Raw genomic sequence first — 25,404 nt, 5'->3', positions numbered from 1 at the left:
CTTGGGCTTTAAGTGGCAAACGCCACGGCAACCTGCCCACTGCGGCCCGGAATTTCACCCATGCCGACACGAAGCCTTGGCAGGCTTTGAACATCGAGTTGCTCAAACAGGGTGCGCGTGCTGACCAACTCATAGCCCTGGGCCTTCCAGCCGAGTATGAGTCGCTCCAGCACGTCCAGCAGCTTCATGCCTTCCAGCTCGGAATGCAGCGTGTACACATGCCCGTGAGGAAGCGGCTTTTCAGTGCAAGCCAGCACGGTTTCATGCACATTGCCGGCTTCAATGCCGTTCAGGCCGATCAGTTCATCCAAGGTGGGCAGATTGGTGGGTATCTGAGGCACGCCAATAACCCGCCCGGTGGCATCACAGGGTAAAAAGGCTTCGCTGCCCCGCCCGTCCGACGCGTAGTCCATGCCCATCTGCTTTTCCAGTGCGTAGGCGTGTTCGTTCATTTGCCAGCCTGCAGCGCCATGGGTTTTGGGGGGTTCGCCAAACACCTCCTGATAGCGATCAAATGCCTTTTGCATTTGCCGGGTTGTCCATTCGTTGCCCTTGTTCACCACATTGTCTTGCCATGCAATGTGATCCCAAGTGTGAATACCGGTTTCAAACCCGCCGTTGCGCACTTGCCGCAGCAAGCCCGCCTCACGTTTGCCAATGTCAGGCCCAGGCAACAGGGTGCCGTACAGCAGGGTTTTAACACCGTAGTGCTCTACCACGGAGGTGCGCGACACTTTGCTCAAAAAACCAGGCCTGAAAACCCGTTTGATGGCCCGCCCGGTGTGGTCTGGCCCCAAGCTGAACAGGAAGGTTGCCCCTGCTCCGTGTTTGTTGAACAGATTCACCAAAGGCAGCACCCCTTCACGGGTGCCGCGCCAGGTGTCTACATCCACTTTCAGGGCCAGAAGCTTGCGCATGCTTAGTCCATCAAGTCCGCAGCTTGCTTGATCTCGTGGCGGTAGTATTCAAAAATGCCATCCAGAGAATCCTGCATGTTGGTGGTGGGTTTCCAGTCCAGTTCTTCGCACGTGTTGGTGATGCTGGGCACCCGGCTTTTCACGTCCTGATAGCCTTTGCCGTAGTAGTTGTCGGAAGAGGTCACTTCCACTTTCACCTTGGCCAAACCTGCCGCGAACTCCGGGTACTTGGCCGCGGTTGCCAACATCATGTCCAGCAAGTCTTTGATGGAATAATCGTTGGCCGGGTTGCCGATGTTGTAGATCTTCTGCGACGCAGCGCCGTCTTTGTTGTCGATGATTTTGATCAAGGCGGCAATGCCATCATCGATGTAGGTGAAGCTGCGCTTTTGCAAGCCGCCGTCTACCAGGGTGATCGTTTCGCCACGGGCGATGTGACCCAAAAACTGGGTGATCACGCGGCTTGAACCTTCCTTCGGGGTGTGAATGGAGTCCAGACCACCGCCAATCCAGTTAAACGGTCTGAACAGGGTGTAATCAAGAGCACCTTGCTGACCATACGCGGCAATCACGCGATCCATCAATTGCTTGGAACAGGCGTAAATCCAGCGGGGCTTGTTGATCGGGCCATACACCAGCTCTGATTCATAGGGATCAAAGCTTTCGTCTTTGCACATGCCATACACCTCGGAGGTGGATGGAAACACCACACGCTTGCCATACTTCACACACGATTTCACGATGGGCAGGTTGGCCTCGAAGTCCAGCTCAAACACACGAAGCGGGTCTTTCACATACGTGGCAGGCGTGGCAATGGCCACCAAGGGCAGCACCACATCGCACTTTTTGACGTGGTATTCAACCCACTCTTTGTTGATGGTGATGTCACCCTCAAAAAACTTGAACCGCGGGTGATCCAGAAATTCGGACACGCGGTTGCTGTACATGTCCATGCCGTAAATTTCCCAGTCGGTGGACTCGATGATGCGGCGTGTCAGGTGGTGGCCAATGAAGCCGTTCACCCCAAGAATCAGGATCTTTTTCATGTGTTTGGTGCTCTCAAAAATTAAAATTCAAAGGGGCAACTTCAAGCTGCCCTGAAACCGTGCCATCAAGGCCGCTGCATCCAGCGTTTCGCCATTCAACTGCGCATTCAACACCTGCAGTGTACCGCCCCCGCCGGGGTTGCAAACCACGCGGTGCATGGCATCCACCTGCATCACACCCGGCTTAATATTCATCGTCTGCGTAAGCACACGGGTGCGCCACAAAAACAACTTGCCGTGAACGGTGTCAGTAAACGCGCCGGGGTAAGGATGGGTTAACGCACGCACCATATTGTGAATGGTTTGCGCGTTGTCAGACCAATTGACCGCGCCATCGGCTGGCGTTCGCCGGCCGTAATAACTGGCTTTGGTGTGGTCCTGCTCGACGTGGGGGGCCTTGCCAGCCAGCAAGGCGGGTAAAACGCCATGTAAGCACAACTCAGCGGCCACCGCCACTTTGTCAAACACCTCGGCCGCAGTGTCGTCGGGCAGAATGGGCACTGGCACCTGAGCCACCACAGCGCCTTTGTCGGGCTTGACCTCCATGGCATGCAGACTGGCACCGGTTTCGGTGGCCCCTTTCAAGACGGCCCAATTGACGGGGGCGCGGCCTCGGAAAGCCGGCAGAAGGGAGCCGTGCATGTTGTAGGCGCCTTTGGCGGGAATCGCCAGAAAATCAGCACCCAGCATGTTGCGGTAGTAAAAGCTGAACAAAAAATCGGGGGTGCAAGCGGCCGCCTTTTCTTGAAGAACAGGCAGTGACACATCCTCGGCGATGAGATGCGGCAAATCGTAATCCACGCAAACCTGCTCAACACTCTGAAACCAGATGTTCTCATTCGGGTCTGCTTTGTGGGTCACCACCAGGCGTATGTCAACGCCAGCGGCCATCAGCACTTTCAGGCACCGCACGCCTACGTTGTGATAGGCAAAAACGATCGCGCTGCTCATGGGCGCTTTTCCAGCACTTCAGCGATCATGTAACGGGGGCGCTGGCGCACGTCGACGTAGATGCGACCAATGTATTCACCCAACAGGCCAATGCCAAACAGACACAAGCCGATCAGGAAAAACGCAATGCCAAACAGAGTAAACACACCGCCCTCTTCAGGGCCAACAATGAGGCGGCGCAGGGCCAGATAAACCACCAGCAAACCCGAGAAAAACGACACGGCCATGCCCAGCATTGAAAACGCTTGCAGCGGCAAGATGGAAAAGCCGGTCATCAGGTCGAAGTTCAGGCGGATCAGGCTGTACAGGGAATACTTGGATTCACCCGCTTCGCGATCCGCATGCCCGACCACCACCTCGGTCGGGTTTTGGGAAAACGAATACGCCAGTGCAGGAATGTAGGTGCTGGCCTCGTTGCAGGCATTGATGGAATCAATGATGGCACGGCTGTAGGCGCGCATCATGCAGCCCTGGTCAGTCATCTTGATCTTGGTGATCTTTTCCCGCAGGCGGTTCATGGCCTTGCTGGCCACCGTGCGCCACAGGGCGTGGTTGGCCTGGCGGCGAATGGAACCGACGTAATCGTGCCCCTTGTCCATTTCGGCCAACAACAAGGCGATGTCTTCGGGCGGGTTTTGCAGGTCGGCGTCCAGGGTAACCACACGCGCACCACGGGTGTGGGCAAAGCCAGCCAGAATGGCCCTGTGCTGGCCGTAATTGCCGTTGAACAGAATGACGCGGGTCTCGTCGGGACGATGGCGAAACTGCTCCGCCAGCAAGGCCGCAGATTTGTCTTTGCTGCCGTCGTTGACAAACACCACCTCGTAGCGTACGTCCAACGCATCCAGTGCGGGGTACAGTCGATCAAACAGCGCCTTCAGCACCAGTTCTTCGTTGTAGACGGGAATGACCACCGACAGTTCAACTGCCGTTTCAATCATGGGGTCCATGCTCATGCAAGGGCTTCCTTCATTACTTGTTCAAGGGCTTCACAGACACGGTCGACGTCTTCGGGCGACATGCCGGGAAACAGAGGCAGGCTGACCGTGCTGGCACCGACCCGTTCAGCCACCGGGTACTGACCTTCGCTGTAGCCCATGGCCCGGAACAGGGTGAACAGATGCAAGGCCGGGTAATGCACACCGACGCCAATGCCTTTGTCTTTCATTTTGGCAATGAATTCGCCTCGGCCGAATTTCATCCGTTCAAGCGGCAAAAGTGGCTGAAACATGTGCCAGTTGCTGTCATCTGACCACACTGGCAACTCCAGACCCAGATCGCGGTTTAAGCGATCAAAGTAACGGTGCGCCAGTCGTGTGCGCTTGGTGTTGAATTCAACAATGCGCTTGAGCTGACCAAGGCCGACCGCCGCGGCCACATCGGTCAGGTTGCATTTGCCACCCGGCAAAGTGACGTCCATCGTGCCGTCTGGCAGACGTTCAACCCCTTGCAAGCGCCACTTCTCGAATTCACGGGCCTCATCGAGTGTGTTCATGACAAGGGCACCCCCTTCAATGGAGGTGATGTTTTTGTTGGGGTGGAAAGACACCGAACACAGATCACCTTTCGTACCGATGCGTTCGCCATGACTGGTTGCACCCTGTGACTGGGCGGCGTCTTCCAGTACCCGCAAATTGTGGGCACCGGCAATTTCGTAAAGCCGCCTGCGGTCCACTGGCAGCCCTGCCAGATCCACTGGCAACAAGGCGCGGGTGTTCGGGGTAATCGCCTTTTCAAGCAAGTCGAGATCAATGTTGCGTGTCGCTGGGTCGATGTCGACCAGCACTGGCGTTGCGCCCACTTTCAGAATGACGTTGACGGTGGCCACCCAGGTCAGCGGCGTGGTAATGACCTCATCGCCGGGGCCAATGCCCATCAAGCGAAGCCCGATCTCCAGCGCTGCGGTGGCCGAATTGGCGACGCGAACCGGGCGACCGCCAAAATGCTCGCTCAGTGCAGCCTCGAATTCCTGCACCTTGGGGCCAGAGGTGATCCAGCCACTGCGCAACACATTGGCAACGCTCTGGATGGTTTCTTCATCCAGCGTGGGCTTGGTGAATGGCAAAAATTCGAGTTGGCTCATGGCTTGTTCATGGCTTGATCACGGCCACGCGATAACTGTCTTCATACACTGGCTTCATGGCCACCCCTTCTTTTTGCAATTGCTCGTAGGTGTATTTGAGCATCAGTGCGCCGCCTTGGTTCAATGTGGCCCACTTTTGCTTGAATTGGTCCAGCGTCATTCCTTTTTCAGGTTCGTGCTGCAAACCAAACGAAAACTCATCGGAATAGTTTACCAGCGTGACTGTTCTTCCAAGGTAATAAGGCAGGGTTTGATCGTAGTAGGCCACTGAAAACACCGGCGCGTCAGCAGCCAGGTCTTTTTTGAACAACGGGGCAATGTCCACCGCGCTTTTTTCGTGACCGTATCGTTCATGACCTGCCAGCAGCAGGGTAATGGCCAAAAAGCCGCCCATGGCCAAAGTCAACACCGCCTTGGGCCTGTCGCCTTTCAAGGCATAGCGAGCGCTCAACAACACACCGATGAAACCCAGCAACCCACCGACAGACACAAGGTTTAGGGCGTAGTGAACCACGTCGTAGCTGTTCTTGCTGCGCTCTGCGATTCGGGTGGACAGCAAAAACAGGGGAATTGAAACAGCCCAAAGTGCGCCCGGCAAAACCAGGTTCCAGCACCAGTCCCTGGCGGACATCCGCTCTATTCTGGCCGCCACCAACATGGCCAAAGCCGGAAACATGGGCAAAATATAAGAGGGCAGCTTGGACTTGGACACGCTGAAAAACACCAGTGTGAACACAGACCAGATGATCAGGAACAGGCGGGAATCGAACCGCTTACTGGCAGGGGCCGCCGACGCTTTGAACAGACCGGGAAGCCAGGTCGTCCAGGGCAACATGCCTGCAATCAGCATGGGTAGAAAGTACCAAATTGGGCCTTCGCGGCGTGCCTCATCGGTCAGAAAACGCTGAAAATGCTCGTGAATGAAAAAGAAGTCGGCGAAGCCCGGGTTCCGCAGGGACACCACAACAAACCAGGGGCCGGCCAACAGCGCAAAAATCAGCAAACCGCTGACCATGTTCATTCGTGCCAGCAGCGTCCAGTCGCGCTTGATCACCATGTAAATAATGGCGCTCATGCCAGGAATGACCAAAGCCACCAAACCTTTGGACAACATGGCACCCGAGATGGCCGCCCAGGCCAGCCAGTTGAATCGGGTACGCCAAGCCTGACTTTCCGCGGTTTGTGCCAGCAGAAACGCGCCCAGCGCGAGGGTCAGGAAAAAGGTCAACCCCATGTCCAGCGTTAGAAAGTGGCTGTTGCCCAAAATAAAAAGAGAACTGCCGGCCACGCAGAAGGCGTAAAAGCCGATGCGGGCATTCCACAAACGCGTCGCAAACCAGCCGGTCAGGAACACGGTTGCAAACCCGGTCAACCCCGGCCAGAACCGGGCTGCAAATTCATTCACACCCAGCACATTGAAGGCCATGGCCCCCATCCAGTACTGCATGATGGGCTTCTCGAAATACAAAATGCCATTGAGGCGGGGCGTGATCCAATCGCCTGTTTTCGCCATGAACAGGGAGAGCGTTGCGTAGCGACCTTCGTCCGGCGTGATGAGCGCCCGCACATCAAGCGACACAAACCAGACCAAGGTGAATACGGCAATCAGCGCCCAATGAATTGGCTCAAGTTTGAAAGCTGCAGAGTCTTTGTTCAAGGCGTCTCCCGTTTTCTGGCGAATTGCAAACCCGCCAAAATAACCCAAGATTCTTAGGAATAAGTTAGCACGGCATTTTGACAGCTTTTGATGACATCTGAATGTGAGATGACCATGGTTTGTGGAATTTCCACTTGGTGATACATTACAAGAAATATTACTTTTAACGGGATAATGAAATGCTCGGAATTCCTCTGGGGTTATTGACCGCAAACGGGGTCGAATGGGCCATGCACAAGTACGTCCTTCACCAAATGGGCAAAAAACGCAGCTCGTTTTGGTCCTTTCACTTTCACGAACACCATCGTGAGGTGCGCCAGCATGGGTACTACGACCCCAACTATGAGAAATTCCCGCTGGGTCTGCATGCACAAGGCAAAGAGACCTGGTCGCTGATTGCAAGCAGCGTGTTGATCAGCCCGTTGTTTCCGGTCATGCCTTTTTACGTGGGCACACTGTGGTACTGCGCGCTCAACTATTACCTGGTGCACAAACGCTCACACATGGACCCTGAATGGGGCGCGGCCAATGTGCCCTGGCACTACGACCACCACATGGGCAACAACCCCGGGGCCAACTGGTGCGTCACCAAGCCCTGGTTTGATTACCTCATGGGCACACGTGAGTTCAGCGGCCTGACCCCGCCTGAGACGAACGTACTGGGCCTGCGCACACTGCCCAAGGCACTGCAAAAAGCCTTCGCAGTGCCCGTCAAACTGAAAAAGCCACTCAGAGGTGCCGGTGCACGAACTCCTTGATGGAGTTGGCACACACGTAGGGGCTTTCGATCATTGGCAGATGGCCAACCCCAGGGATCATGTGCATTTCAGCGCGCTTGATGAGCCGTGCGAAGGTGTAGGCGCAACTGGGGTGTAGCACCTCGTCTTCCTCGCCCCACATCACCAGCACCGGGGTCTTGATGTCTTCAAAGGTGGACTTGTGATAATCGGGCCTGCGACTGACCATTTCACCAAACAAAAAGGCGTTCACATCGCGGCGGTGAATTAGTTCGGTGGCCGAAAAAAAGGCAGCCGATGCCGCCAACGCGCGGTTGTAGAACACCACGTCCGTCAGACGCAACACCCCGGCGGGGTCTCTGGGCACCAGCCGGTTTTTGCCCATCAGCAAATCGTCCACAAAATCGGTGTGACGTTCACCAGGCAAACCCAAGGCGTCCATCAGCACCAGGCTGCTGATGATTTCAGGGTGTCTGGCTGTCAACAAGCCGGCAATGGCGCCCCCCATGGAATTGCCAACCACATTCACCCGGCTTGCACCCAGCTCGGCCAGCCAGTGCGCAAGGCGCTCGGTCTGCTCCTCAAGCCCGTAATGGCGCTCAGCGTTGAACCCGCTTTCACCCCAGCCCGGCAAATCGGGAATCAGCAAACGGAAATGGCCCGCCAAAAAAGGCATCAGCGGAAGCCAGTGCTCTTTGGCGGCTGCAAAACCATGCAACAGCAACAGGGTCGGATTGGCCACACTGCCCATCTCCAACCACACAATTTTGTCTTTGCCTACGCCGCTGCGCCTGCGATGCACCCCCATCAAACCACCGTACCAGGGGTTCAGGGTGTTCAGGCTCCAGATTTTCGGGCGCCAGTTGGCCACCTTGTCCATGTCGGGGTGCGGTGCATGGCGCAGGTAACCTTCACCCACGTGATCAAAATATTGGTCAACCAGCTTGGCCCCTTCTCGCTCTACCACTGTGCGGCGCCGGGTGCGCTTGTTTTTGATGGATTCAGGCAATTCGGCACCTGTAGAAGGTTACATAAAAAGAATAAAAACCAAAATATCATTAATTGTTGCCAAAGCCCGCTTGCGTGACGCTGACAAGCGGCTCTATTTCATTGGGACAATTCCGCATCGTCATATCCGGGAAATATTGCCGTGGCAACTTGGGTGGTTGCTTCCAACCTTCATTTTTTATTCATCCAACATGAAAATTTCATTTTTGAAGCTGAACGAACAGCGCTGGGACGACCACCGCTACTACCACCACAGCCGCATCAACCAGAGCTTGCACTTGTTCAGTGCGCTGTCCTTTTTGTACGCCTATTACCTCTTGCTGGTCGACCCGGTGGCTGCAGCACTGGTGGCCTGGCTGGTGTCCATGACCAGTCGGCAGATGGGGCACTTTTTCTTTGAACCGAAAACGTACGACGAGGTGAATCGCGCCACGCATGAACACAAAGAGGAAATCAAGGTAGGCTACAACCTGAAGCGCAAGCTTGTGTTGCTCAGCATTTGGGTGGCTATTCCCATCGCGCTGTGGTTGCTGGAGCCCGGTGCGGATGGATTGCTGCGCAAGGCGGGTCAATTCTGGCTGTATCTGGGCTTCGGGGGGCTGGCCTTTCGCACCTTGCAGCTTTTTTTCATTCGCGACATTCAAACCGGGCTGACCTGGCTGGTCAAGATCGTGACTGACCCCATTCACGACGTGCTGCTTTACTACAAGTCGCCCCTCTACCTGCTTAAAGGCCAGTTGATCGACCCCATGGACGACGTGAAGGCGCGTCAGGCCACTTGATCAACCACCGACCCCACTTGGCAATCATCAATTCCCTCACCAGGCTGTTGCGAATGGCCTGGTCTGAGGTGGATTGTGCACCTTGGTCCCACCAACCATCCTGTTTCATGCGGCGGGCGGCATCCATGAATTTCCCGTAAAAAACGTCCATGTCTGCATCGCTAAAAGTGTGGCTGAAAATCAGCCTGCCGGAGCCGACCCAACCCAGCATGAGGCCCTGCGTGATCAGGTAAAACTGAAACATCCAGTGAAAACGTGAGGGTGCGGTGTACAAAATTGTCCAGACTGACGTCATGTTGCGAACCTGGACCGGCAAACTGGCACGGCTTAACATGGCATTCAAGCGTTCGGCCCGCGCATTCCAGACCTCATCGATGTGACGGTACATTTCGTCATGGTGGGGCTTTTCAATTTCATTGAGAAAGCAGTTCATGCTTTGCATGACGTAGGGGTGCGCATTGAACGTGCCGCGTGCAAAGCAGATGTTGGCAGGCTGATTGGCCTTGTAACGCTTCATGAATGCCCGCTTGCCACACAGCACCCCCACAGGCAAGCCGCCGCCCAGCGTTTTGCCATACGTCACCATGTCGGCCTGAACGCCAAAGTAGGCCTGGGCTCCGCCGCGTGCCAGGCGGAAGCCCAAAAACACCTCGTCAAATATAAGCACGATGCCCTTTTTGTTGCACACCTCGCGAAGGCGCTTCAGCCACTGCGTGTAGGCCACTTTGTCGTAACCCGCCTTTCTGGATGCTGCACTGAGCAAGGAACCATCACCCGGGGCGTTGGAATTGGGGTGCAGCGCCTGCAAGGGGTTGACCAGCACGCAGGCCACATCGCGGCGGTGTGCCAACACGCGAAGGCTTTGTTCGCCCATCTCTTTGAGGGTCAGTGTATGGCGCGCGCCCACCGGGTTGCCAACACCGGGTTGTACCTCACCCCACCAACCGTGATAAGCACCGGCGAACCGCACAATTTTGCGCTTTCCAGTGTGGTATTGGGCCAGGCGAACCGCCTGCATGACGGCCTCGGTGCCGCTCATGTGAAACGACACCTCATCCATGTGCGAGATCTCACAAAGCCTGCGGGCGTTGTCCACCACCGCGTTGCTGTAGGGCCCTAAAACCGGCCCAATGGCATCGGCCTTCTCAACCGCGTCGCGAATCATGCCTTTGTAGGCGTCGTAGCCCAATACGTTGCACCCGTATGCGCCAGTCAAATCCATAAACGCATTGCCCTGCGCGTCCCACAGTGTGTTACCCGCCGTCTTGCTGACCCCATACGGCAGTTTGAAACTGGAAGCGATCTGATTGCGATACTGAAAAGGCACCCGATACAGGCTGACAAACTCCACGTCAGACACCAATTCACGGGCAGCTTGAGCCTGCTCGCTGATCTGACCGTTGGGGTGCATTTGCGCAAGCTGATCCGCAAGTCGACGAAAACCTTGCTGGCGACGCAACTTGACCGCGTCAGCGGGTTTGTCGGCGGTAAAAAATTGCTCGCCCTCCAATTGGTACATGGGCACCCACCGCGAGAACAGGCGGGCCATTTTGGCGTGACCAGCGGCAACCGGCTGTTTGGCCATGGACAACTGCAAACGCCACGCCCCCTTCCAGACCAGCCAAAAAGAGACACTCAAACCCAAAGCCCAAGCCAAGCCAAGCCACATGTTGCTCATACACAAAAGTGAAAAATCAAAACCCTAAGATTGCAACATTGACATGACAGGGCTATGAACTTGCGCACTTTGAGCTTGGCCGAAACACTGAATTTCGCAATTTGCAACCGCTTGCCCAGACTGGCCGCAAGCCGCTTGATGAGAAGCATCAGCCGCATTGAGCACCCCTGGTTTGTTCACCCTGCCCTGTGGGTGTGGAAAAAGACGTCGCGCATGGACCTCTCCGACAGTGAACAAGCAAAATTCAAGTCGATACACGACTGCTTCACTCGTGGCTTGAGGCCAGGCAGCCGCCCCGTTGCCAAGGCCACACTGGTCAGCCCTTGCGATGGCACGTTGGGCGCGTTTGGGTATGTTCGGCAGGGGTTTGCACTGCAGATCAAAGGCTCCAGCTATGCCCTGTCTGAATTGCTGCAAAACCGCACGTTGGCCGCCCAATTCGAAGGGGGCTGTTACGCCACCATTCGCATCAAACCCCACCAGTACCATCGCTTGCATGCGCCACACACGGGGCAGTTGCAACAGGTTCACTGGCTGCACGGCGATCAGTTCAACATCAACCCACCCGCCTTAAAACGAATTGCCGGTCTGTTCTGCCGCAATGAACGGCTGGTCATTCAAGCCGTGCACACCAACGGTGACAAGCTGTTGATCATTCCAGTGGCGGCCGTCCTTGTGGGCGGTATCCAACTGCACGCTGCGGGCTGCACTTTCAGCCAGAACTACACGGGTGACAAACACATTGCGCTGAATACCCAGGTGGAAGCGGGCCAGGAAATTGGCTGGTTTGAACATGGGTCCACCGTCATTGTCATCAGCGAAAAGCCACTTCAATTAGGGGGCGGCTTGGCCCTTGGATCACCCCTGAAAATGGGCGAGGTTTTGGCCATCTGAGCTGCACGCGGTATGCTGGGGCCTATTTCATCGTTTTTTACAAGGAGCCCGCGTGACCTTCGCAAAGTCATACAACACCCCCCGCAGCCTGTTTATTTCAGCCCTCACATCCCTCCTTCTGCTGTTTTGCAGCACCAGCCAGGCCCAAAACAACACCATGGTCATCGGCACCAAAATAGCCCCACCCTTTGTAATGCAAAATGCCGACGGCGAATTAACGGGCATCAGCATCGACCTTTGGAAAAAAATGGCCAAAGACATGGGTCTGCAATACCGCTTCGAGAAGCGCGACCTGGCGGGTCTGATCACCGGGCTTCAAGATGGCTCACTGGATGCGTCCATCGCCGCACTGACCATTACGCCCAAACGCGAAAAGGTCATTGATTTTAGTCATCCCTACTACACCACTGGCCTGGCGATTGCCACCACCAGCGCGCAAACAGGCCTGTGGGCCACCATTCGCCGCCTGTTTTCCAGCGAGTTCCTGTACGCCATTTCAGGGCTGGCTGCGCTGTTGTTGCTGGTGGGCCTGTTGTTGTGGTTGGCGGAAAGAAAGAAAAATGCGGAGCAATTTGGTGGCACGCCCGCGCAAGGCTTGGGCGCCAGTTTTTGGTGGGCCGCCGTCACCATGACCACCGTGGGCTACGGTGACAAGGCACCCGTTACGTTGCTGGGGCGAATCATCGGTTTGATCTGGATGTTTGCGGCCATCATCCTGATTTCAAGCTTTACAGCGGCCATTGCCACCAGCCTGACCGTGAATCAATTGTCCACCAAAGTGCATGGGCTGGATGACCTGCAACACGTTCGGGTCATGGCGGTCAAACACTCGTCAGCCTCCGAATTTTTGACCCATGAATCCATTCGCTTCAAGCCCACCGACAATTTGAACGAGGCCATGCAGGCCCTGGTGAACAACAAGACCGACGCAGTGGTCTACGATGCACCGCTGATGCAATACCTGGGCAACACAGCGTTCAAAGGCCAAGTGCAGGTGCTGCCCGATATTCTCCGCCGTGAAGACTATGGCGTTGCATTGCCCGCAGGCAGCAAATTGAGAGAGCGTTTGAATCTAGAATTGCTTCAGACCATCGGCCAGGATGACTGGCAAGATGTTCTGAAACATTACCTCGGTGAATAATCAAGGAGCAGTACCACCATGAAAGCAGCATTTATCGGATTGGGCAGCATGGGTTTGCCCATGGCAGAAAACCTCTTGAAAGCAGGGGTTGATCTAACCGTCTGGAACCGCACAAAATCACGCGCCGATGGCTTGATCGCCCAAGGTGCACGCTGGGCAGACAGCCCCTCACAAGCAGCACAGGGCCAGCAAATCGTTATTACGATGGTGTCGAAAGACAGTGTGCTTGAAGAGGTCACCCTGGGTGAACACGGATTTGCCAGTGTTTTGAGCAACGACGCAGTCCATGTGTCCATGAGCACGGTTGCCGCTGAAACCAGCGAAAAACTTCGCGCAGCTCACCAGGCTAGGGGCGCCCATTACCTGGCGGCACCCGTGTTTGGTCGGCCCGATGCCGCTGCTGCAAAAATGCTGTTTATATTGAGTGCAGGCCCTGCTGCAGCGCGAGAACTGGCAGCGCCTTATCTGGCAGCCATGGGGCAAAAAACGTTCGAGCTGGGCGACGAGCCACGATTGGCCAATGTGATCAAGCTGTGCGGCAATTTCATGATCATGGGCTTGATCGAAAGCATGGGCGAGGCGCTCACCCTGTGCGAGAAAAACGGGATGCCCCGGCAGTTGTTCATTGACATTCTCAGCCAGTCCATTTTTCCGGCACCGATTGTGGCCAACTACGGCAAGCAAATCGCCGAGCAAGGGTACGAGCCTGCCCGCTTCAAGCTCGAATTGGGATTGAAAGACGCCAACCTCGTGTTGCAAACGGCTGCCGAGGCCGGCATGGCCATGCCACTGGCCCAGTTGATGCAGGCACGGTTTCAAACCGCGGTGGCCAATGGCCGTGGTGAGTGGGACTGGACGGGTGCCGCTTACAACATTTCAGCGGACGCTGGCATCAAACCGTAGTGGTTAACCTGGCGCTCGTACAGCACTCGGCTGGCCCATTTGCAGATGTACTGCGCCCGGGTTTTTAAGGGGCTGCCCTGCGGGTGCAGCACCTCAATCAAGGGTTTGTCCAAGTGATCGATGTATTCCTGATGCAGCTTGCCATCGACGTTGAACTGCAAAGCCATGGGCCAGATCAAAAGTCTTTTTAAACCGGACAGGCAAACCGGTCTCGGGGAAAAAAGAGTATTTGGACTCGCTCATCGCATGCTCCACGGGGCTGAGCGTTCATTATTCCAGTGACGTCACAAAATTGTTTTGCAAATTGTTAAATTTTACATTTTGCAAAGAGATTGCAGTTTGTTACAAAATCCGCCTGATTTCCAGCCCTGCCCTTACCTTCAAGCATCGCAATACGCCAGTCCGATCGAGGGGGGAAATCGCCATGCGAACCGCACAGTGGATATTTGGAAATGCGCAAGCCGACCTTCAGTTCATGGTGTCAGCCACCGCCATGCAATTCATGGAAATGCTGGATACTCAAAACTGGTCAGTGCCACAACGGCAGTGTTACCTGCAGACTATGTTCGGTCTGCTTAAACAGTTCCATCAGGCGCAAAATTCGGGCCTCTTAACGGGCTTATACATAGAAGGCAGTTAGTCTTCGAGCGTCCGAACAGGTAACAAATCATGAAATCCCAAATCAAACCTCTTGTTCTGGTGATCCCGAGCCGCTGAGTCAGGTACTGCGTGTCTGCACGCAACAAGCAGGAGCGCGATCGGCAAAAATTAGGGCTTTGAGAGCGCCCCAGACACATGCTTGTACCCAAAGTAACAGGCCAAGTAGGTCAGCAAGGCAAAACCCACACCCAACACGAAAGAGCCGCAAAAGGTGAGTGCCAGCACCGATGAAATGCCATCCGGAACGGGCAGCGCGCTGGCCACAAACAAGGCGTCACCACACTTGAAAGAAGCCCAATAAATCAGGGGCAAAGTCAGGGGCGTATTCACAAAGGTAGCCAATACCGCTGCAGGAATGTAGGCTCGCAACGCGGCGCAGGCCAGCATCACAAAAGGCGTGTGTCCAAAAGGCAGCGTCAACCCGAAAAACACACCCACTGCGGCCCCTTTGGCCAGGTTGGTGCGGCTCATTTTCCAGAAATCGGGGTGACTGAGCTTGGGCCCCAGCCAGCGCAAACCGGGCGTCTTTTCAATCAATGCAGGCCCCTGCCCCAGCCATGCACGCACGTGCGCAGCCCGTCGGGAAAACCAGCCGCGTTGTTCGATGCTTGCATTGTCAGGTGGGTTCATTCGAAAAACTTCATGTTTTGGAGTAAGTGCCTCTGATCTTATAACGACACAGCGGGATTAACAGATGTATGCCTAGCCTCACAATACACCTTGAATGTGACCTTTTCGCGTTCATGCAGGCCACGAAGGTGCTGCACAAGCCGCGAGCTGATCTGCCCACCCTTGGCCAGCAGCAAAAGGCCCTCAGGGCTGTACAAATCACGACTGACCACCTGCCCGGTCACCACCCGCTGGCTGTCCAGCAACACCTCGTCGCTCTGGGGAATGGCCTGCTGAATGTCCATTTTCTGACCAGTCAGTAAACCCATCTGCAACTCGTCTACATCTTCTGCCACCGCCAACACCCGGGCACCTCGCGCAATGTCGCCGGCAATCAGTCCGTCAGGGTAGCCCATGCCGTCCATCCGCTCGTGATGACTGGCTACATACTGCGCCACGTGGTGAAGCTCAGACAGGGCCATCAGCGCAATCTGCCCCTTCTGACAATGCTTCATCATGGCGTGCCGGCTGGCACCATCCAGCTGCGCGTAGGGTGTCGCCAACACGCGTTCACTCAAACCGATTTTGCCGATGTCGTGCAAAAGGCCCGCCACGTAGATGTCTTGGGCTTCCGCCTCGGGTAACTTCAACTCCAGCGCCAGCGCACGGGCCAGTTCGGCCACACGGCGGCTGTGCCCGGCCATCCATGCCGGGCATCCGCATGTCACTGAGCACCGCAATCGGCCTGAGTTGCTTGACCATTTCGAGCGCCTCAACCGGGTCTGTGCTGGTGTGCACAACGTAAGCCTCAGAACGCAAAGTGCGCTTGATGGCGCTGACCACATTGGGTTCATCGTCCAGAATCAACACGACGGGGACTGCGTTGTTTTGTATGTCAAACCTCCCCTGCCAATTCAATCCAACCTTGGGCCAGTGCCAAAATTCGAGCCTGTAGTGCCTCATCGACGGGCAAGTTGGCAGAGTGCTGGCCTGAACCTCAACTGGTGGGCCCAGCCCAGCACTTCGGCCATGGCATCAGACGCTGGCTGAGCTGCATACTGCAGCCCAATGGCCTCACAGACATCGATCGTCCTGACAAACCGGGACCCCCTGATTGAGTTAACGGCAGATCTCCCAAAAAGTTAATTACAAAAATCGATTTAAAGACACAACCATTGTTAAATCTGGTTAAACGCATCAAGAAACGGATTAAACCTTCCGTTATACGAATTGCAGACCCGGAAGGAGACAGACCATGACTGACGACTTACATGTCCAGCTGCAAAAAGAAAAAGCCGAGCAAGCCGAGCTGATTAAAAAGCTGGAAGAAGCGCATCACCAGTTGCTGCAATCTGAAAAAATGGCATCCATTGGTTCGCTGGCGGCAGGCGTTGCGCACGAAATCAACAATCCGATCGGCTTTGTAGCGTCCAACACCGGAAACCTTGAGCACTACATCAACGACCTTTTCATTCTGATCGACGCCTATCGCGCAGAATTGTTGACCTACACCGCCACACCCAAAACCGACGCATTGGCCAAAAGTCTGGATCTTGATTTCCTGCGGCTTGACATCAAAAACCTGCTGACAGAAAACCTGGACGGCATAGGTCGCGTCAAACGCATCGTGCAAGACCTCAAGGATTTTTCGCATGTGGACCATGGCGAATGGGTACTGGCCAACCTGCACCAGGGGCTGGACAGCACTTTGAACATCGTCAACAACGAGCTGAAATACAAAGCCACAGTCGAGAAAAAATACGGCAACATTCCACCGATTTATTGCATCGCGTCGCAACTGAACCAGGTGTTCATGAACTTGCTGGTCAATGCGGCGCACGCCATCGAAAGCAATGGCAAAATCACAGTGGACAGCGTACCCGGCCAGGGCACTTGCTTCACGGTGTGGCTGCCAGTCAACAACTACCCTTTTGAAACTTGATGTAACTTTGTCCAAAGGGCCAACGAACTGATGAGCAACATCACTCGCGAGGCCCTGCATGGCAAACCCTACTCCAACCACACACCCCCGCTGGGTTCGCGCCTGGCACTGGACCAATGCACTGGCCATTGTCATCATGGTCACCAGCGGCTGGAAAATATTCGACGCTTCACCGCTGTTTGACTGGTATTTCCCCAACACCATCACCCTAGGTGGCTGGCTGGGCGGTGCACTGCAGTGGCATTTTGCAGCCATGTGGCTGCTGGTGATCAATTTCAGCCTGTATGCCATTCGAAGTGCTGTTGGCGGCAGGCTTTACCGCACCCTGTCCAAGGGCCTTGTCAGCGGGCTTCGAGCCGACGTACCACTGCTGCTAAAAGGTCGGCTCGAACACACCCATCCACTGCACTACAACGCCATTCAAAAGCTCGCCTACCTCGGGGTTCTCGCATTGATTGTGCTGGTCATCCTCAGTGGGCTGGTGCTCTGGAAATCGGTGCAATTCGGCACGCTTCGCGAGCTGTTGGGCGGCTACGAAGCTGCGCGCTGGATTCACTTCGGCGCCATGACCGGCATTGTTGCCTTTGTGGCCATACACCTGGCCATGGTGGCTTTGGTGCCACGCAGCCTGCTGACCATGATCGGCGTCTCCACCACAACAAGGGGTCAATAATGGTTTACAAAAAACGACTGCTGCAAATCGACAGCGATGTCCAACAGGAGGCCAATCGTGAATTGGTCAAACTGGCCCCCAACCTGCAAAGGCGTGGCTTTCTGACCGCCTCGGGGCTCGGTACACTGGGCCTGCTGTCTGGTTGCACCATCAGCGACGAACCCAGTATTGAAAAGGCACTGATGACCATTTCAAGATTCAACGACAAGGTGCAAGCGGCACTTTTCTCGCCCACGGCGCTGGCCCCCACCTACACGCCTGCCGACATGACCCGCCCCTTCCCTTTCAACGCCTATTACGACGAAGACGAGGTGGTAGAGGTGGACGAATCGAGTTACAAATTGGAGCTGGCCGGACTGATTGGCAACAAGTCCGCCTGGACACTGGATTCGCTGCGCGCACTGCCACAGGAAGAGCAGATTACACGCCACGTTTGCGTCGAGGGGTGGAGTGCCATTGGCCGCTGGGGTGGCGTGCGTTTCTCAACATTCCTGAAGACGATAGGGGCGGACACCACCGCCAAGTACGTGGGCTTCAAATGTGCAGACGACTACTACACCAGCATCGACATGCCCACGGCGCTGCACCCGCAAACGCTTCTTACATTGACCTACGACGGTGAGGTACTACCGCCCAAGTACGGCTTCCCAATGAAGCTGCGCATGCCCACCAAACTGGGCTACAAAAACCCCAAACACATCACCACCATTTTTGTGGCCAACGCCTACACGGGCGGCTATTGGGAAGATCAGGGTTACAACTGGTTTGGCGGAATCTAGGTGATGGGGCTTCAGTGCAACTTCACCAAAGGCGTGGCCCGCTTGGTCAGAAAGCGCGCCATGGCCAACAGGAAGGTTTTGACCGGGCCGAGCACCGCGTAATGGTGCATCAGGTGCAGGCTGGCGTACATGGACCTGGCAAAAAAACCCTCCACAAACACATTGCTTGCCTTAAACAGATTGCCCATCAGGCTGCCCACAGAACTGCGCGTACCGAGAGACACCAGCGATCCATGGTCTTTGTACAAATAAGGTTTTGACGAAGGCAAACGACCCCTGCTTTCAGCAAGCAAGCGCGCCATCAGATAATCCGCTTGCTGGTGGGCAGACTGGGCGCGGGGTGGCACCCAGGTGCCATCGGGCTGGGCACAAGCGGCACAATCGCCCAGGGAATAAATATTGGGGAAGCCCTTCACCTGCAGGGTGCCCTCCACTTCAAGCTGATTGTTGCGGTTCACCGGCAAACCCAGTGTGGCCAACAAGGCAGGTGCCTTGATGCCTGCTGCCCACACACACAAATCGGCCTTGTACTCATTGCCAGCGGCGTCCACCACCAGCTTGGGCGAAATGTCGACCACTTTGCAGTGGTTAATGATCTTGACGTGCCGGGCCTTTAACAGGTCAGCCGCCGCCTCAGACACATTCTTCGGCAGCACCGGCAATATGCGGTCTGCACCTTCCAGAATGGTGATGTTTACATCGCGCGCAGCGTCAATGTTTCGAAAACCAAAGCGGCTGTGCACTTGGCTGGCCTCACGCAATTCAGCAGCCAGTTCAACCCCCGTTGCACCCGCCCCAATGATCACAATGTTCAGGTTAGCGGCCGGGTTGTCGCGCTTGCGCAGGTCCAGCATGGCCAGTTGTTTCAGCATTTTCAAACGGAAACCCTCAGCCTGCTGCGGCCCGTCCAGTGAAATGGTGTGCTCCGCAGCGCCCTTCACACCAAAGTAATTGCACTGGCTGCCCACGGCAATCACCAGGCGGCTGTAGCTCAGGGTGCGGCGGGGCAATACTTCGTCGCCCGCATCATCCAGCACGGGCGACAAAGCGATCGTTTTGTCTTCGGCATTCAAGCCTTCCATGCTGCCCAACACAAAAGTGAAGCCGCTGTTGTAGGCCAGCATGGAATAGGACAAACCTTCTTGATGAATGTCCAGCGTACCGGCCGCCACCTCGTGCAACGAGGGCTTCCAGATGTGATAGGTTTTGGCGTCCACCAAGGTAACGCTTTGCGGACCAAACTTGCGGCCCAGTTTGCAAGCCAGTTCAAGGCCACCTGCGCCACCACCCACGATCACCACGCTTGGCAATGTCATTTATTCACCTTTGATCAAGTTCGACGGCAGTGTGCCCTCAGCCCAATTGTGGACCAGATCCCGCAGGGCCTGCAAACCATCCGTCAGGGCAGCTGGGCCGGGCTGCAAAATAAGCGGCGATTTTATCTCGTAAATGTGCCCGTTTCGAACCGCGTTTACCCTTAGCCAGCCTGCCCTTGCAGCCACGGTGTCGGGCCTGAATTTCTTGCCACACCATGAACCGATGATGAGATCGGGGTTGCGGGCAATGATTTCATCCGTGTTGGCGATGATTCGGTTTTTACCCAGGCTTTGGGTAGCCAGCTCGGGAAACACGTCGTGCCCACCTGCCACGCCGATCAATTCAGACACCCATTGAATGGCGCTGATGGCGGGGGTGTCCCATTCTTCAAAATAGACTTTCGGATGGCGGGGCAAGGTCTCGGAAGCATTGCGAACGTCATCCAGCCCGCGTTGAATGTTGCCCAACAGTTCAAGCCCTTTGGCCTGCGCGTCCACCATGGACGCGACTTGAAACATCATGTCCAGAATTTCAGCGATGCTGCGCTGGTTGAACACAGTGACTTGCACGCCACGGCGCACCAGTTCAGCAGCAATGTCGGCCTGCAAATCAGAAAAGCCAAACACGCAGTCTGGCTTCAGGTCGAGAATTTGATCAATTTTTGCAGACAGAAAGGCACTGACCTTGGGCTTTTCAAGCCGTGCCTTGCGGGGGCGAACCGTGTAGCCCGAAATGCCGACAATCCGGTGATCCTCACCGAGCAGGTAAAGCCACTCGGTGGTTTCTTCAGTCAGGCATACGATCCGCCTCGGGCCGCGCATGTCAGCCCGGGAACTTGGTGGTGCGCAGGTAAGGCAATTTGATGTCGATGCTGCCAAACTTGGCCTTGGCCGCCTCGTTGTCCAGCGACAGCGCCACAATCACGTCCTGACCGTGGGTCCAGTTGGCGGGCGTGGCAATTGGCTTGCCATAGGTGGCCTGCAAGGCATCGAGTGCGCGCAGCACCTCAGCAAAATTGCGGCCAATCGACATGGGATAAGTCAGTTGCAACTGCAGTTTTTTGTCGGGGCTGAAAATGAACACCACGCGCACAGTCGCCGTGTCATTGGCAGTGCGGCCATCGGGCAGGTACGCGTTGGCCGGCAGCATGTCCAATGCCTTGGCAACCGCCAGGTCTTTGTCGGCAATAATCGGGAAAGTGGCTTTGGCGCCTGAATAGCTTTCAATGTCGCCCTTCCACTTGGTGTGCTCTTCCACACCATCCACGGACAGGCCGATCACCTGTGTGTTGCGCTTTTTCCATTCGTCTGCCAGTTGGGCCACAGCACCAAACTCGGTGGTGCACACAGGCGTGAAATCCTTGGGGTGGCTGAACAGAATGGTCCACTTGTCGCCGATAAAGTCGTGCAACTTAAAGCTGCCCTGGTCGGTTGTCAGGTCCAGGTTGGGCACAACGTCATTGATTCTCAATCCCATGGTTTTCTCCTAAAAAGACAGGCTTAAAGACTACCACCGAAGCCGGTGCTGCTGAACAACAGATCGGCAATATGCATATAACTGAACGGAGTTTCAGCGGGCGCTTGAATCCTTCCGATCGTGCGGAATTTGAGTGAATGATGCGTGAAAAATTAAAAATCCTTATGGCCGTAAGGATTTCTTGCTAAAATCGTATTTTAAACCCATAATCCTTACAAACGTGAGGATTTTATGCAAATCAAAATTGACGACCCCAGCGCCCTCGGGCCCATTGTGCGGGCGTATCGCAAAGCGCAAAAAATGCGACAGGACGACGCGGCAGACAGCATCGGTGTCAGCGAAAACTTTCTTGGTAAAGTTGAAAGAGGATCAGATGCCGTTCAGTGGGGAAAGCTTTTTCAGGTGCTTCACGGGCTTGGTATTTATGTCATTCTCGATGTGCCAGAGGATGACACCACCGAATGAAATCACGTTCACTTCGCGCATTTGTCGACACGGTTGAGGTAGGTACACTTTCAGAGCAAGGTGCCGTTTGGCAGTTTGAGTACTCGCAAGGTTGGCTGAACAATCCCAAGGGCTTTGATTTAAGCCCAGCGCTACCACGCGTGCAAATTGCCATCAAAGACGGATCCAGCAAGCGCCCGGTGCAATGGTTTTTCGACAACCTTTTGCCCGAAGAAGGGGCACGCCAGTTGCTGGCCAAAGACGCCAAGGTGGATGGGGCAGATGCATTTGCCTTGCTTCAGCACTATGGGGCTGAATCGGCTGGTTCGCTTACCCTGCTGCCCCAAGCAACCAAGCCTGACACACCCGGCGTATTGAAGCCTTTGCCATTTGATGCATTGCAAGCACGCATCAAAAAGTTGCCGAACATTCCACTTGCCCACGGGGCCACCAAAAAAATGTCACTGGCGGGTGCGCAACACAAACTGGCTGTGGTTTTACAGGCGGGCGAATTGTTCGAGCCCGTGGGCGAAACCCCGTCTACCCACATCTTGAAACCCAACCACGTTGACGCGGAATATCCACATTCAGTCATCAATGAATGGTTCACCATGCGCCTGGCCAAGCGTGTCGGTCTCGATGTTCCAGACGTTCACCGTTTGTACGTGCCAGCACCGGTTTATCTGGTCAATCGTTTTGATCGGCTGCAAAAAGGCGGAAAAGTGCAGCGCAGGCACGCCATTGACGCCTGCCAGTTGCTGGGCATCGACCGGGTTTTTAAGTACTCACAAGGCAGCGTAGATGCACTTATGAAACTGGCCGGGCAATGCCGTTCACCCGCTGTTGCGCGCACCCGGCTGTTTTCATGGCTTGTGTTCAATGTGCTGGTTGGCAACAGCGACGCCCACCTGAAAAACATCAGCTTTTTGGTGTCGCCAGGCGGCGTGCAATTGGCCCCGTTTTACGACCTGCTGAGCATCGGCGTATACGACAGCCCTGCCTTTGACAAAAACCGATGGCCCGACCTAACCGAGCTGGCATGGCCCATTAAAGGTGCTTCAAGGTTTGCGCAAGCCACGCCTGCCACACTGACCCAGGCTGGTGAAACTTTGGGATTAAGCGCAAACACCACGACGCGTATCTTGCGAACCATGCGCCAACAACTGCTTGATCAAGCGCACAGCATTTACAAAGAAGTTGAACAGGAAAACCAAACCTTGATGGCCACACGACCTGAATTGGCCGCCACGTTTGCAGGCGAACTGAGATGCTTGCGCGCCATTATTCACTCGGTTATTCAGCCGATGTGCAAGCCAGGTTGACTAAGGCTTTCCGTCTGTAAACGCAACGCATATATCCGCGCCTTCGAAGTTCTCAAAGCCTCCTCAGGCTGAACAACAGGCGCGGGGTAGTCGGCGGGCAAAGCGCCAGGCACCAACCAGGGGGTGTGAATGATCTCTGCCGAAAGGCCAGCCAGTTCAGGCACCCACTTGCGCACAAACACCCCCTTGGGGTCGTGGTCCCTCGCCTGCTTCAGCGGGTCGTAAATCAACAATTGGCCAAAGTGGCTGCTGCCCGAGGCAATGCGAACCTGCCCAAAATGAATGGCCGGGCAAAAGTCGGTGAACTGATGCGCCAAATGCCGCGCCACCATGGGCCACGGCAGCCACAACTGCATGGTGGCAAACGACGCCAAGGTGGCCCGCGCACGCATGTTGATCCAGCCGGTTTGATCCAGGCAACGTTGAATGGCGTCCACATACGGCACACCGGTTTTGCCTGCCACCCAGGCATCAAAATGGGCGGGGTTGAACTCGGCCTCGCGCACGCCTTTCAGCGCATCAAAAAACTCGGTGTCCTCCAGTTCCAGGTGGTCTTCAAACTGCTGAAAGTAACCGTGCCTCCAAATCAGGCGTTCCACAAAAAACTGCGCGCCACTTTGCAGCTTTTCAAACTCAGCCGCCGGAAGGGTTTGGCTTGCCTCAGACACCAGTTCATTCAAGCGCACCAGCACATGCCGGTCTGACACCACACCGTGCGCCAGGTAGGCCGACAGGCGCGAACACGCATCCACAGCCTTGTTCGGGCTGGATATGCCATACGGGTATTGCTTCAGGCGATTGATCGTAAAAAACCGCTTGGCCAGCGCCACAGCTGCCAAGCGCCCGCCCTTCACACGTTGGGGTTTGTCTGTGCCCACAGACAGGGGCAAAGTGGCGCGGTTTAAGGTGGGCACCTGTTCCACAAACAAGTGGTGCAGTGGTTTGCCCAAAGGGTTTTTCAAAGGGGTGTCTACAGCGGCATTCAGATAATCCTGAAAGCTCAATTTGGCTTTGGCAGGCTTGCGCAGCACATTGTCTTGCGGCAATTCAACTAAGGCCACACCCGCCGCCTTACACCAAGCACGCACAGCCTTGTCGCGGGTGTATTCGGCACGGGTGCTGCTTTCCTGATGGGCCAGAATGCGAGAAATGCCATACACGGCATGCAGACGATCCAACTGCTCTACCGCATCGCCATGCACTTCGCCCAGCACACCGCCCATGCCCTGCAAGTCTGCGTTCAGTGAATCCAGGCATTCCCACACAAAAGCCTGATGCTGCCGGGCACTGTAAGGGCTTTGAATCATCAAGTTTTCGTGGATGTAAAGGGGTAAAACACGGCCAAACTGCTTCACGCCTTTGGCGGCCTCGAACAGTGGCAGGTGGTCGGTGACACGCAAATCTCTTTTAAACCAAAGTACCTGTACTGCCATGGTAATTTTTTATGGAAAGCTGAAAAATGAATCAATAGTAGGCAAGTGCCCGAGCTGGTGTTTGCTTCAGCAAAAAGGTGTGCCTATTCTATCGTTGAGATTAAGAACTCTTCTACACAATGCCTCATCGATATCTACAAGCGGTCAAACACCCTACCAGTCACGTTCAAATTTTCATTGATCACCACCTGAAGGACGCCGTTTTAGTAAGCAAGGGATTCGGTGTACCCGTTAGCGTCATTCTTGCACAGTCCGCCTTGGAAACTGGCTGGGGAAGCCACGTGATTGACAATGCATTCTTCGGCGTCAAAGGCAGTAGCCGATCTGGTAAGACAACTCGATTTGTGACCCACGAAGTTATCAACGGAAAAAGCCACCGCCTTGCGGCCAACTTCCGAGGATATCCGACTTACAAGCAAGCAGCTAGAGAATATGCACAGGTGATTCGTCGAAACTTCGCTGACGCCTTACCCTACAAAAATGACCCCATCGGTTTTGTTGAACATTTACAAAGGTACGCAACTGATCCGCAATACATTGCAAAGCTCAAATCAATCATCCAGCATCACAATCTTCACGCACTGGACCTCAATCAATGAAGAAAATCCTGGTTAGTCTTTCAATCGCAACCTGCAGCTTGGGCGCTTGTGCAGCCACGGTGAAATCGGACGATCAGGCAGTCGATCTTGCTGCAAATGCAGTTCAAAAATACCAGCTGACAACACTCGCGCTTGAATGCCTGTATTTCGACACGGAAAACGAAAAAACCAAATACCTGATTCGCGTTCGTGAAAAGCACAATGAAAAATGTGGTGGAGATCCCGAGACCTCACCCACCATCTTCTTCATTCGGGTCAACAAGAAAGACGGCAAGCTGTCCACCACCGCCAGAAATACCGATGACGAATTTGAGTCGCTACCGTTCAAGCAGCCACTCAAGAGATAAACGCGA

27 protein-coding genes and 1 pseudogene are annotated in these 25,404 nt (G+C 55.2%); 12 read left to right on the top strand and 16 right to left on the bottom strand.

All coding sequences use genetic code 11. The features are described from left to right. Positions 1 to 8 precede the first annotated feature (8 nt). The 6 genes from QQJ87_RS13300 to QQJ87_RS13275 are packed head-to-tail and all read right to left on the bottom strand — an operon-like array spanning position 9 to position 6,654. Positions 9 to 917, bottom strand: coding sequence for a polysaccharide deacetylase family protein (locus QQJ87_RS13300; RefSeq protein WP_284282332.1), 909 nt, complete (start codon positions 915 to 917; stop codon positions 9 to 11). A gap of 2 nt (positions 918 to 919) precedes the next feature. Further along, a complete protein-coding gene (locus tag QQJ87_RS13295) occupies positions 920 to 1,963 on the bottom strand; it encodes a bifunctional UDP-4-keto-pentose/UDP-xylose synthase (RefSeq protein WP_284282331.1) in 1,044 nt (347 codons plus the stop codon). Positions 1,964 to 1,990: 27 nt separating this feature from the next. Continuing rightward, on the bottom strand, positions 1,991 to 2,914 hold the full coding sequence (locus QQJ87_RS13290; protein WP_284282329.1) for a formyltransferase: 924 nt from the start codon (positions 2,912 to 2,914) through the stop codon (positions 1,991 to 1,993). Continuing rightward, positions 2,911 to 3,870, bottom strand: a complete 960-nt coding sequence (locus QQJ87_RS13285) for a glycosyltransferase (protein ID WP_284282327.1) — start codon at positions 3,868 to 3,870, stop codon at positions 2,911 to 2,913. The genes QQJ87_RS13290 and QQJ87_RS13285 overlap by 4 nt, the downstream gene beginning before the upstream one ends. Further along, positions 3,867 to 4,997 carry a DegT/DnrJ/EryC1/StrS family aminotransferase gene (locus QQJ87_RS13280; RefSeq protein ID WP_284282325.1) on the bottom strand — a complete coding sequence of 377 codons (1,131 nt, stop codon included), beginning with the start codon at positions 4,995 to 4,997 and terminating at the stop codon, positions 3,867 to 3,869. Before QQJ87_RS13280 ends, QQJ87_RS13285 begins: the two co-directional genes overlap by 4 nt. A 7-nt stretch (positions 4,998 to 5,004) precedes the next feature. Next, positions 5,005 to 6,654, bottom strand: a complete 1,650-nt coding sequence (locus tag QQJ87_RS13275; protein ID WP_284282324.1) for a glycosyltransferase family 39 protein — start codon at positions 6,652 to 6,654, stop codon at positions 5,005 to 5,007. Between the two features lie 179 nt (positions 6,655 to 6,833). Between QQJ87_RS13275 and QQJ87_RS13270 the strand changes: the two genes are divergently transcribed. Next, a complete protein-coding gene (locus QQJ87_RS13270; protein WP_284282323.1) occupies positions 6,834 to 7,412 on the top strand; it encodes a sterol desaturase family protein in 579 nt (192 codons plus the stop codon). On the opposite strand, the gene QQJ87_RS13265 is transcribed toward QQJ87_RS13270, so the two are convergent. Next, entirely contained in the window at positions 7,384 to 8,400 is a 1,017-nt protein-coding gene (locus QQJ87_RS13265) for an alpha/beta fold hydrolase (RefSeq protein ID WP_284282322.1), read from the bottom strand. The genes QQJ87_RS13270 and QQJ87_RS13265 overlap by 29 nt on opposite strands. Before the next feature lie 190 nt (positions 8,401 to 8,590). Between QQJ87_RS13265 and QQJ87_RS13260 the strand changes: the two genes are divergently transcribed. Continuing rightward, complete coding sequence (locus tag QQJ87_RS13260; protein WP_284282321.1) at positions 8,591 to 9,181, top strand: hypothetical protein; 591 nt, start codon at positions 8,591 to 8,593, stop codon at positions 9,179 to 9,181. On the opposite strand, the gene QQJ87_RS13255 is transcribed toward QQJ87_RS13260, so the two are convergent. Continuing rightward, the gene (locus tag QQJ87_RS13255; protein ID WP_284282320.1) at positions 9,126 to 10,859 is read right to left on the bottom strand and encodes an aminotransferase class III-fold pyridoxal phosphate-dependent enzyme; all 1,734 of its coding nucleotides are present in this window, start codon (positions 10,857 to 10,859) and stop codon (positions 9,126 to 9,128) included. The genes QQJ87_RS13260 and QQJ87_RS13255 overlap by 56 nt on opposite strands. A 54-nt stretch (positions 10,860 to 10,913) precedes the next feature. Here QQJ87_RS13255 and asd point away from each other — a divergent pair, with 54 nt between their 5' ends. The 3 genes from asd to QQJ87_RS13240 are packed head-to-tail and all read left to right on the top strand — an operon-like array spanning position 10,914 to position 13,797. Beyond that, positions 10,914 to 11,753: an archaetidylserine decarboxylase gene (gene asd, locus QQJ87_RS13250; RefSeq protein ID WP_284282319.1), complete on the top strand. Its 840-nt coding sequence runs from the start codon at positions 10,914 to 10,916 to the stop codon at positions 11,751 to 11,753. Positions 11,754 to 11,805: 52 nt separating this feature from the next. Further along, a complete protein-coding gene (locus QQJ87_RS13245; protein WP_284282318.1) occupies positions 11,806 to 12,894 on the top strand; it encodes a transporter substrate-binding domain-containing protein in 1,089 nt (362 codons plus the stop codon). Positions 12,895 to 12,912: 18 nt separating this feature from the next. Next, on the top strand, positions 12,913 to 13,797 hold the full coding sequence (locus QQJ87_RS13240; protein WP_284282317.1) for an NAD(P)-dependent oxidoreductase: 885 nt from the start codon (positions 12,913 to 12,915) through the stop codon (positions 13,795 to 13,797). On the opposite strand, the gene QQJ87_RS13235 is transcribed toward QQJ87_RS13240, so the two are convergent. The 4 genes and pseudogenes from QQJ87_RS13235 to QQJ87_RS14700 form a co-directional block, all read right to left on the bottom strand. Beyond that, a complete protein-coding gene (locus tag QQJ87_RS13235; protein WP_284282315.1) occupies positions 13,761 to 13,964 on the bottom strand; it encodes a hypothetical protein in 204 nt (67 codons plus the stop codon). The two genes, QQJ87_RS13240 and QQJ87_RS13235, sit on opposite strands and share 37 nt — an antisense overlap. 601 nt (positions 13,965 to 14,565) lie before the next feature. After that, entirely contained in the window at positions 14,566 to 15,087 is a 522-nt protein-coding gene (locus QQJ87_RS13230) for a DUF2062 domain-containing protein (RefSeq protein WP_284282314.1), read from the bottom strand. Between the two features lie 38 nt (positions 15,088 to 15,125). After that, positions 15,126 to 15,770, bottom strand: a complete 645-nt coding sequence (locus QQJ87_RS13225; protein ID WP_284282313.1) for an HD-GYP domain-containing protein — start codon at positions 15,768 to 15,770, stop codon at positions 15,126 to 15,128. A 55-nt stretch (positions 15,771 to 15,825) separates the two neighbouring features. Then, a pseudogene (locus tag QQJ87_RS14700) lies at positions 15,826 to 16,029 on the bottom strand (hypothetical protein); the annotation flags it as partial. A gap of 292 nt (positions 16,030 to 16,321) precedes the next feature. Between QQJ87_RS14700 and QQJ87_RS13220 the strand changes: the two are divergent. Genes QQJ87_RS13220 through QQJ87_RS13210 form a run of 3 tightly spaced genes read left to right on the top strand, consistent with a single transcriptional unit; the run spans position 16,322 to position 18,460 of the window. Then, a complete protein-coding gene (locus QQJ87_RS13220; protein WP_284282312.1) occupies positions 16,322 to 17,008 on the top strand; it encodes a histidine kinase dimerization/phospho-acceptor domain-containing protein in 687 nt (228 codons plus the stop codon). Positions 17,009 to 17,066: 58 nt separating this feature from the next. Beyond that, positions 17,067 to 17,681: a cytochrome b/b6 domain-containing protein gene (locus tag QQJ87_RS13215; RefSeq protein ID WP_284282311.1), complete on the top strand. Its 615-nt coding sequence runs from the start codon at positions 17,067 to 17,069 to the stop codon at positions 17,679 to 17,681. Next, positions 17,681 to 18,460: a molybdopterin-dependent oxidoreductase gene (locus QQJ87_RS13210; protein WP_284282310.1), complete on the top strand. Its 780-nt coding sequence runs from the start codon at positions 17,681 to 17,683 to the stop codon at positions 18,458 to 18,460. Before QQJ87_RS13215 ends, QQJ87_RS13210 begins: the two co-directional genes overlap by 1 nt. A gap of 11 nt (positions 18,461 to 18,471) precedes the next feature. On the opposite strand, the gene QQJ87_RS13205 is transcribed toward QQJ87_RS13210, so the two are convergent. The 3 genes from QQJ87_RS13205 to QQJ87_RS13195 are packed head-to-tail and all read right to left on the bottom strand — an operon-like array spanning position 18,472 to position 21,253. Next, the gene (locus QQJ87_RS13205) at positions 18,472 to 19,776 is read right to left on the bottom strand and encodes an NAD(P)/FAD-dependent oxidoreductase (protein WP_284282309.1); all 1,305 of its coding nucleotides are present in this window, start codon (positions 19,774 to 19,776) and stop codon (positions 18,472 to 18,474) included. Next, positions 19,777 to 20,598, bottom strand: coding sequence for a cobalamin-binding protein (locus tag QQJ87_RS13200; protein ID WP_284282307.1), 822 nt, complete (start codon positions 20,596 to 20,598; stop codon positions 19,777 to 19,779). 1 nt (position 20,599) lies between these two features. After that, positions 20,600 to 21,253: a peroxiredoxin gene (locus tag QQJ87_RS13195; protein WP_284282305.1), complete on the bottom strand. Its 654-nt coding sequence runs from the start codon at positions 21,251 to 21,253 to the stop codon at positions 20,600 to 20,602. 231 nt (positions 21,254 to 21,484) lie between these two features. Here QQJ87_RS13195 and QQJ87_RS13190 point away from each other — a divergent pair, with 231 nt between their 5' ends. Further along, the gene (locus QQJ87_RS13190) at positions 21,485 to 21,718 is read left to right on the top strand and encodes a helix-turn-helix domain-containing protein (protein ID WP_284282304.1); all 234 of its coding nucleotides are present in this window, start codon (positions 21,485 to 21,487) and stop codon (positions 21,716 to 21,718) included. After that, positions 21,715 to 23,019, top strand: coding sequence for a HipA domain-containing protein (locus QQJ87_RS13185; RefSeq protein WP_284282303.1), 1,305 nt, complete (start codon positions 21,715 to 21,717; stop codon positions 23,017 to 23,019). The genes QQJ87_RS13190 and QQJ87_RS13185 overlap by 4 nt, the downstream gene beginning before the upstream one ends. On the opposite strand, the gene QQJ87_RS13180 is transcribed toward QQJ87_RS13185, so the two are convergent. After that, complete coding sequence (locus tag QQJ87_RS13180; protein ID WP_284282301.1) at positions 22,995 to 24,452, bottom strand: FAD-binding domain-containing protein; 1,458 nt, start codon at positions 24,450 to 24,452, stop codon at positions 22,995 to 22,997. The genes QQJ87_RS13185 and QQJ87_RS13180 overlap by 25 nt on opposite strands. Before the next feature lie 119 nt (positions 24,453 to 24,571). On the opposite strand from QQJ87_RS13180, the gene QQJ87_RS13175 reads away from it, so the two are divergent. Together QQJ87_RS13175 and QQJ87_RS13170 are read left to right on the top strand one after the other, a co-directional pair. Further along, complete coding sequence (locus tag QQJ87_RS13175; protein ID WP_284282300.1) at positions 24,572 to 25,051, top strand: glycoside hydrolase family 73 protein; 480 nt, start codon at positions 24,572 to 24,574, stop codon at positions 25,049 to 25,051. Further along, positions 25,048 to 25,398 (top strand): hypothetical protein, encoded by a 351-nt coding sequence (locus QQJ87_RS13170; RefSeq protein ID WP_284282299.1) that lies wholly within the window; start codon positions 25,048 to 25,050, stop codon positions 25,396 to 25,398. The genes QQJ87_RS13175 and QQJ87_RS13170 overlap by 4 nt, the downstream gene beginning before the upstream one ends. The last annotated feature ends 6 nt before the right edge of the window (positions 25,399 to 25,404 follow it).

This window comes from Limnobacter litoralis (assembly GCF_030160455.1).
Lineage (GTDB): Bacteria > Pseudomonadota > Gammaproteobacteria > Burkholderiales > Burkholderiaceae_B > Limnobacter > Limnobacter litoralis.
Note: the sequence above shows the minus strand (reverse complement) of the source record. Positions and strands in the feature narration are given on the sequence as shown.

Bases quoted from the DNA above. Each gene is read 5' to 3' on its own strand.
- QQJ87_RS13300 (WP_284282332.1), bottom strand. From the start codon at position 917: ATGCGCAAGCTTCTGGCCCTGAAAGTGGATGTAGACACCTGGCGCGGC.
- QQJ87_RS13295 (WP_284282331.1), bottom strand. From the start codon at position 1,963: ATGAAAAAGATCCTGATTCTTGGGGTGAACGGCTTCATTGGCCACCAC.
- QQJ87_RS13290 (WP_284282329.1), bottom strand. From the start codon at position 2,914: ATGAGCAGCGCGATCGTTTTTGCCTATCACAACGTAGGCGTGCGGTGC.
- QQJ87_RS13285 (WP_284282327.1), bottom strand. From the start codon at position 3,870: ATGAGCATGGACCCCATGATTGAAACGGCAGTTGAACTGTCGGTGGTC.
- QQJ87_RS13280 (WP_284282325.1), bottom strand. From the start codon at position 4,997: ATGAGCCAACTCGAATTTTTGCCATTCACCAAGCCCACGCTGGATGAA.
- QQJ87_RS13270 (WP_284282323.1), top strand. From the start codon at position 6,834: ATGCTCGGAATTCCTCTGGGGTTATTGACCGCAAACGGGGTCGAATGG.
- QQJ87_RS13260 (WP_284282321.1), top strand. From the start codon at position 8,591: ATGAAAATTTCATTTTTGAAGCTGAACGAACAGCGCTGGGACGACCAC.
- QQJ87_RS13255 (WP_284282320.1), bottom strand. From the start codon at position 10,859: ATGAGCAACATGTGGCTTGGCTTGGCTTGGGCTTTGGGTTTGAGTGTC.
- asd (WP_284282319.1), top strand. From the start codon at position 10,914: ATGAACTTGCGCACTTTGAGCTTGGCCGAAACACTGAATTTCGCAATT.
- QQJ87_RS13240 (WP_284282317.1), top strand. From the start codon at position 12,913: ATGAAAGCAGCATTTATCGGATTGGGCAGCATGGGTTTGCCCATGGCA.
- QQJ87_RS13235 (WP_284282315.1), bottom strand. From the start codon at position 13,964: ATGGCTTTGCAGTTCAACGTCGATGGCAAGCTGCATCAGGAATACATC.
- QQJ87_RS13230 (WP_284282314.1), bottom strand. From the start codon at position 15,087: ATGAACCCACCTGACAATGCAAGCATCGAACAACGCGGCTGGTTTTCC.
- QQJ87_RS13225 (WP_284282313.1), bottom strand. From the start codon at position 15,770: ATGGCCGGGCACAGCCGCCGTGTGGCCGAACTGGCCCGTGCGCTGGCG.
- QQJ87_RS13220 (WP_284282312.1), top strand. From the start codon at position 16,322: ATGACTGACGACTTACATGTCCAGCTGCAAAAAGAAAAAGCCGAGCAA.
- QQJ87_RS13215 (WP_284282311.1), top strand. From the start codon at position 17,067: ATGGCAAACCCTACTCCAACCACACACCCCCGCTGGGTTCGCGCCTGG.
- QQJ87_RS13210 (WP_284282310.1), top strand. From the start codon at position 17,681: ATGGTTTACAAAAAACGACTGCTGCAAATCGACAGCGATGTCCAACAG.
- QQJ87_RS13205 (WP_284282309.1), bottom strand. From the start codon at position 19,776: ATGACATTGCCAAGCGTGGTGATCGTGGGTGGTGGCGCAGGTGGCCTT.
- QQJ87_RS13200 (WP_284282307.1), bottom strand. From the start codon at position 20,598: ATGCGCGGCCCGAGGCGGATCGTATGCCTGACTGAAGAAACCACCGAG.
- QQJ87_RS13195 (WP_284282305.1), bottom strand. From the start codon at position 21,253: ATGGGATTGAGAATCAATGACGTTGTGCCCAACCTGGACCTGACAACC.
- QQJ87_RS13190 (WP_284282304.1), top strand. From the start codon at position 21,485: ATGCAAATCAAAATTGACGACCCCAGCGCCCTCGGGCCCATTGTGCGG.
- QQJ87_RS13185 (WP_284282303.1), top strand. From the start codon at position 21,715: ATGAAATCACGTTCACTTCGCGCATTTGTCGACACGGTTGAGGTAGGT.
- QQJ87_RS13180 (WP_284282301.1), bottom strand. From the start codon at position 24,452: ATGGCAGTACAGGTACTTTGGTTTAAAAGAGATTTGCGTGTCACCGAC.
- QQJ87_RS13175 (WP_284282300.1), top strand. From the start codon at position 24,572: ATGCCTCATCGATATCTACAAGCGGTCAAACACCCTACCAGTCACGTT.
- QQJ87_RS13170 (WP_284282299.1), top strand. From the start codon at position 25,048: ATGAAGAAAATCCTGGTTAGTCTTTCAATCGCAACCTGCAGCTTGGGC.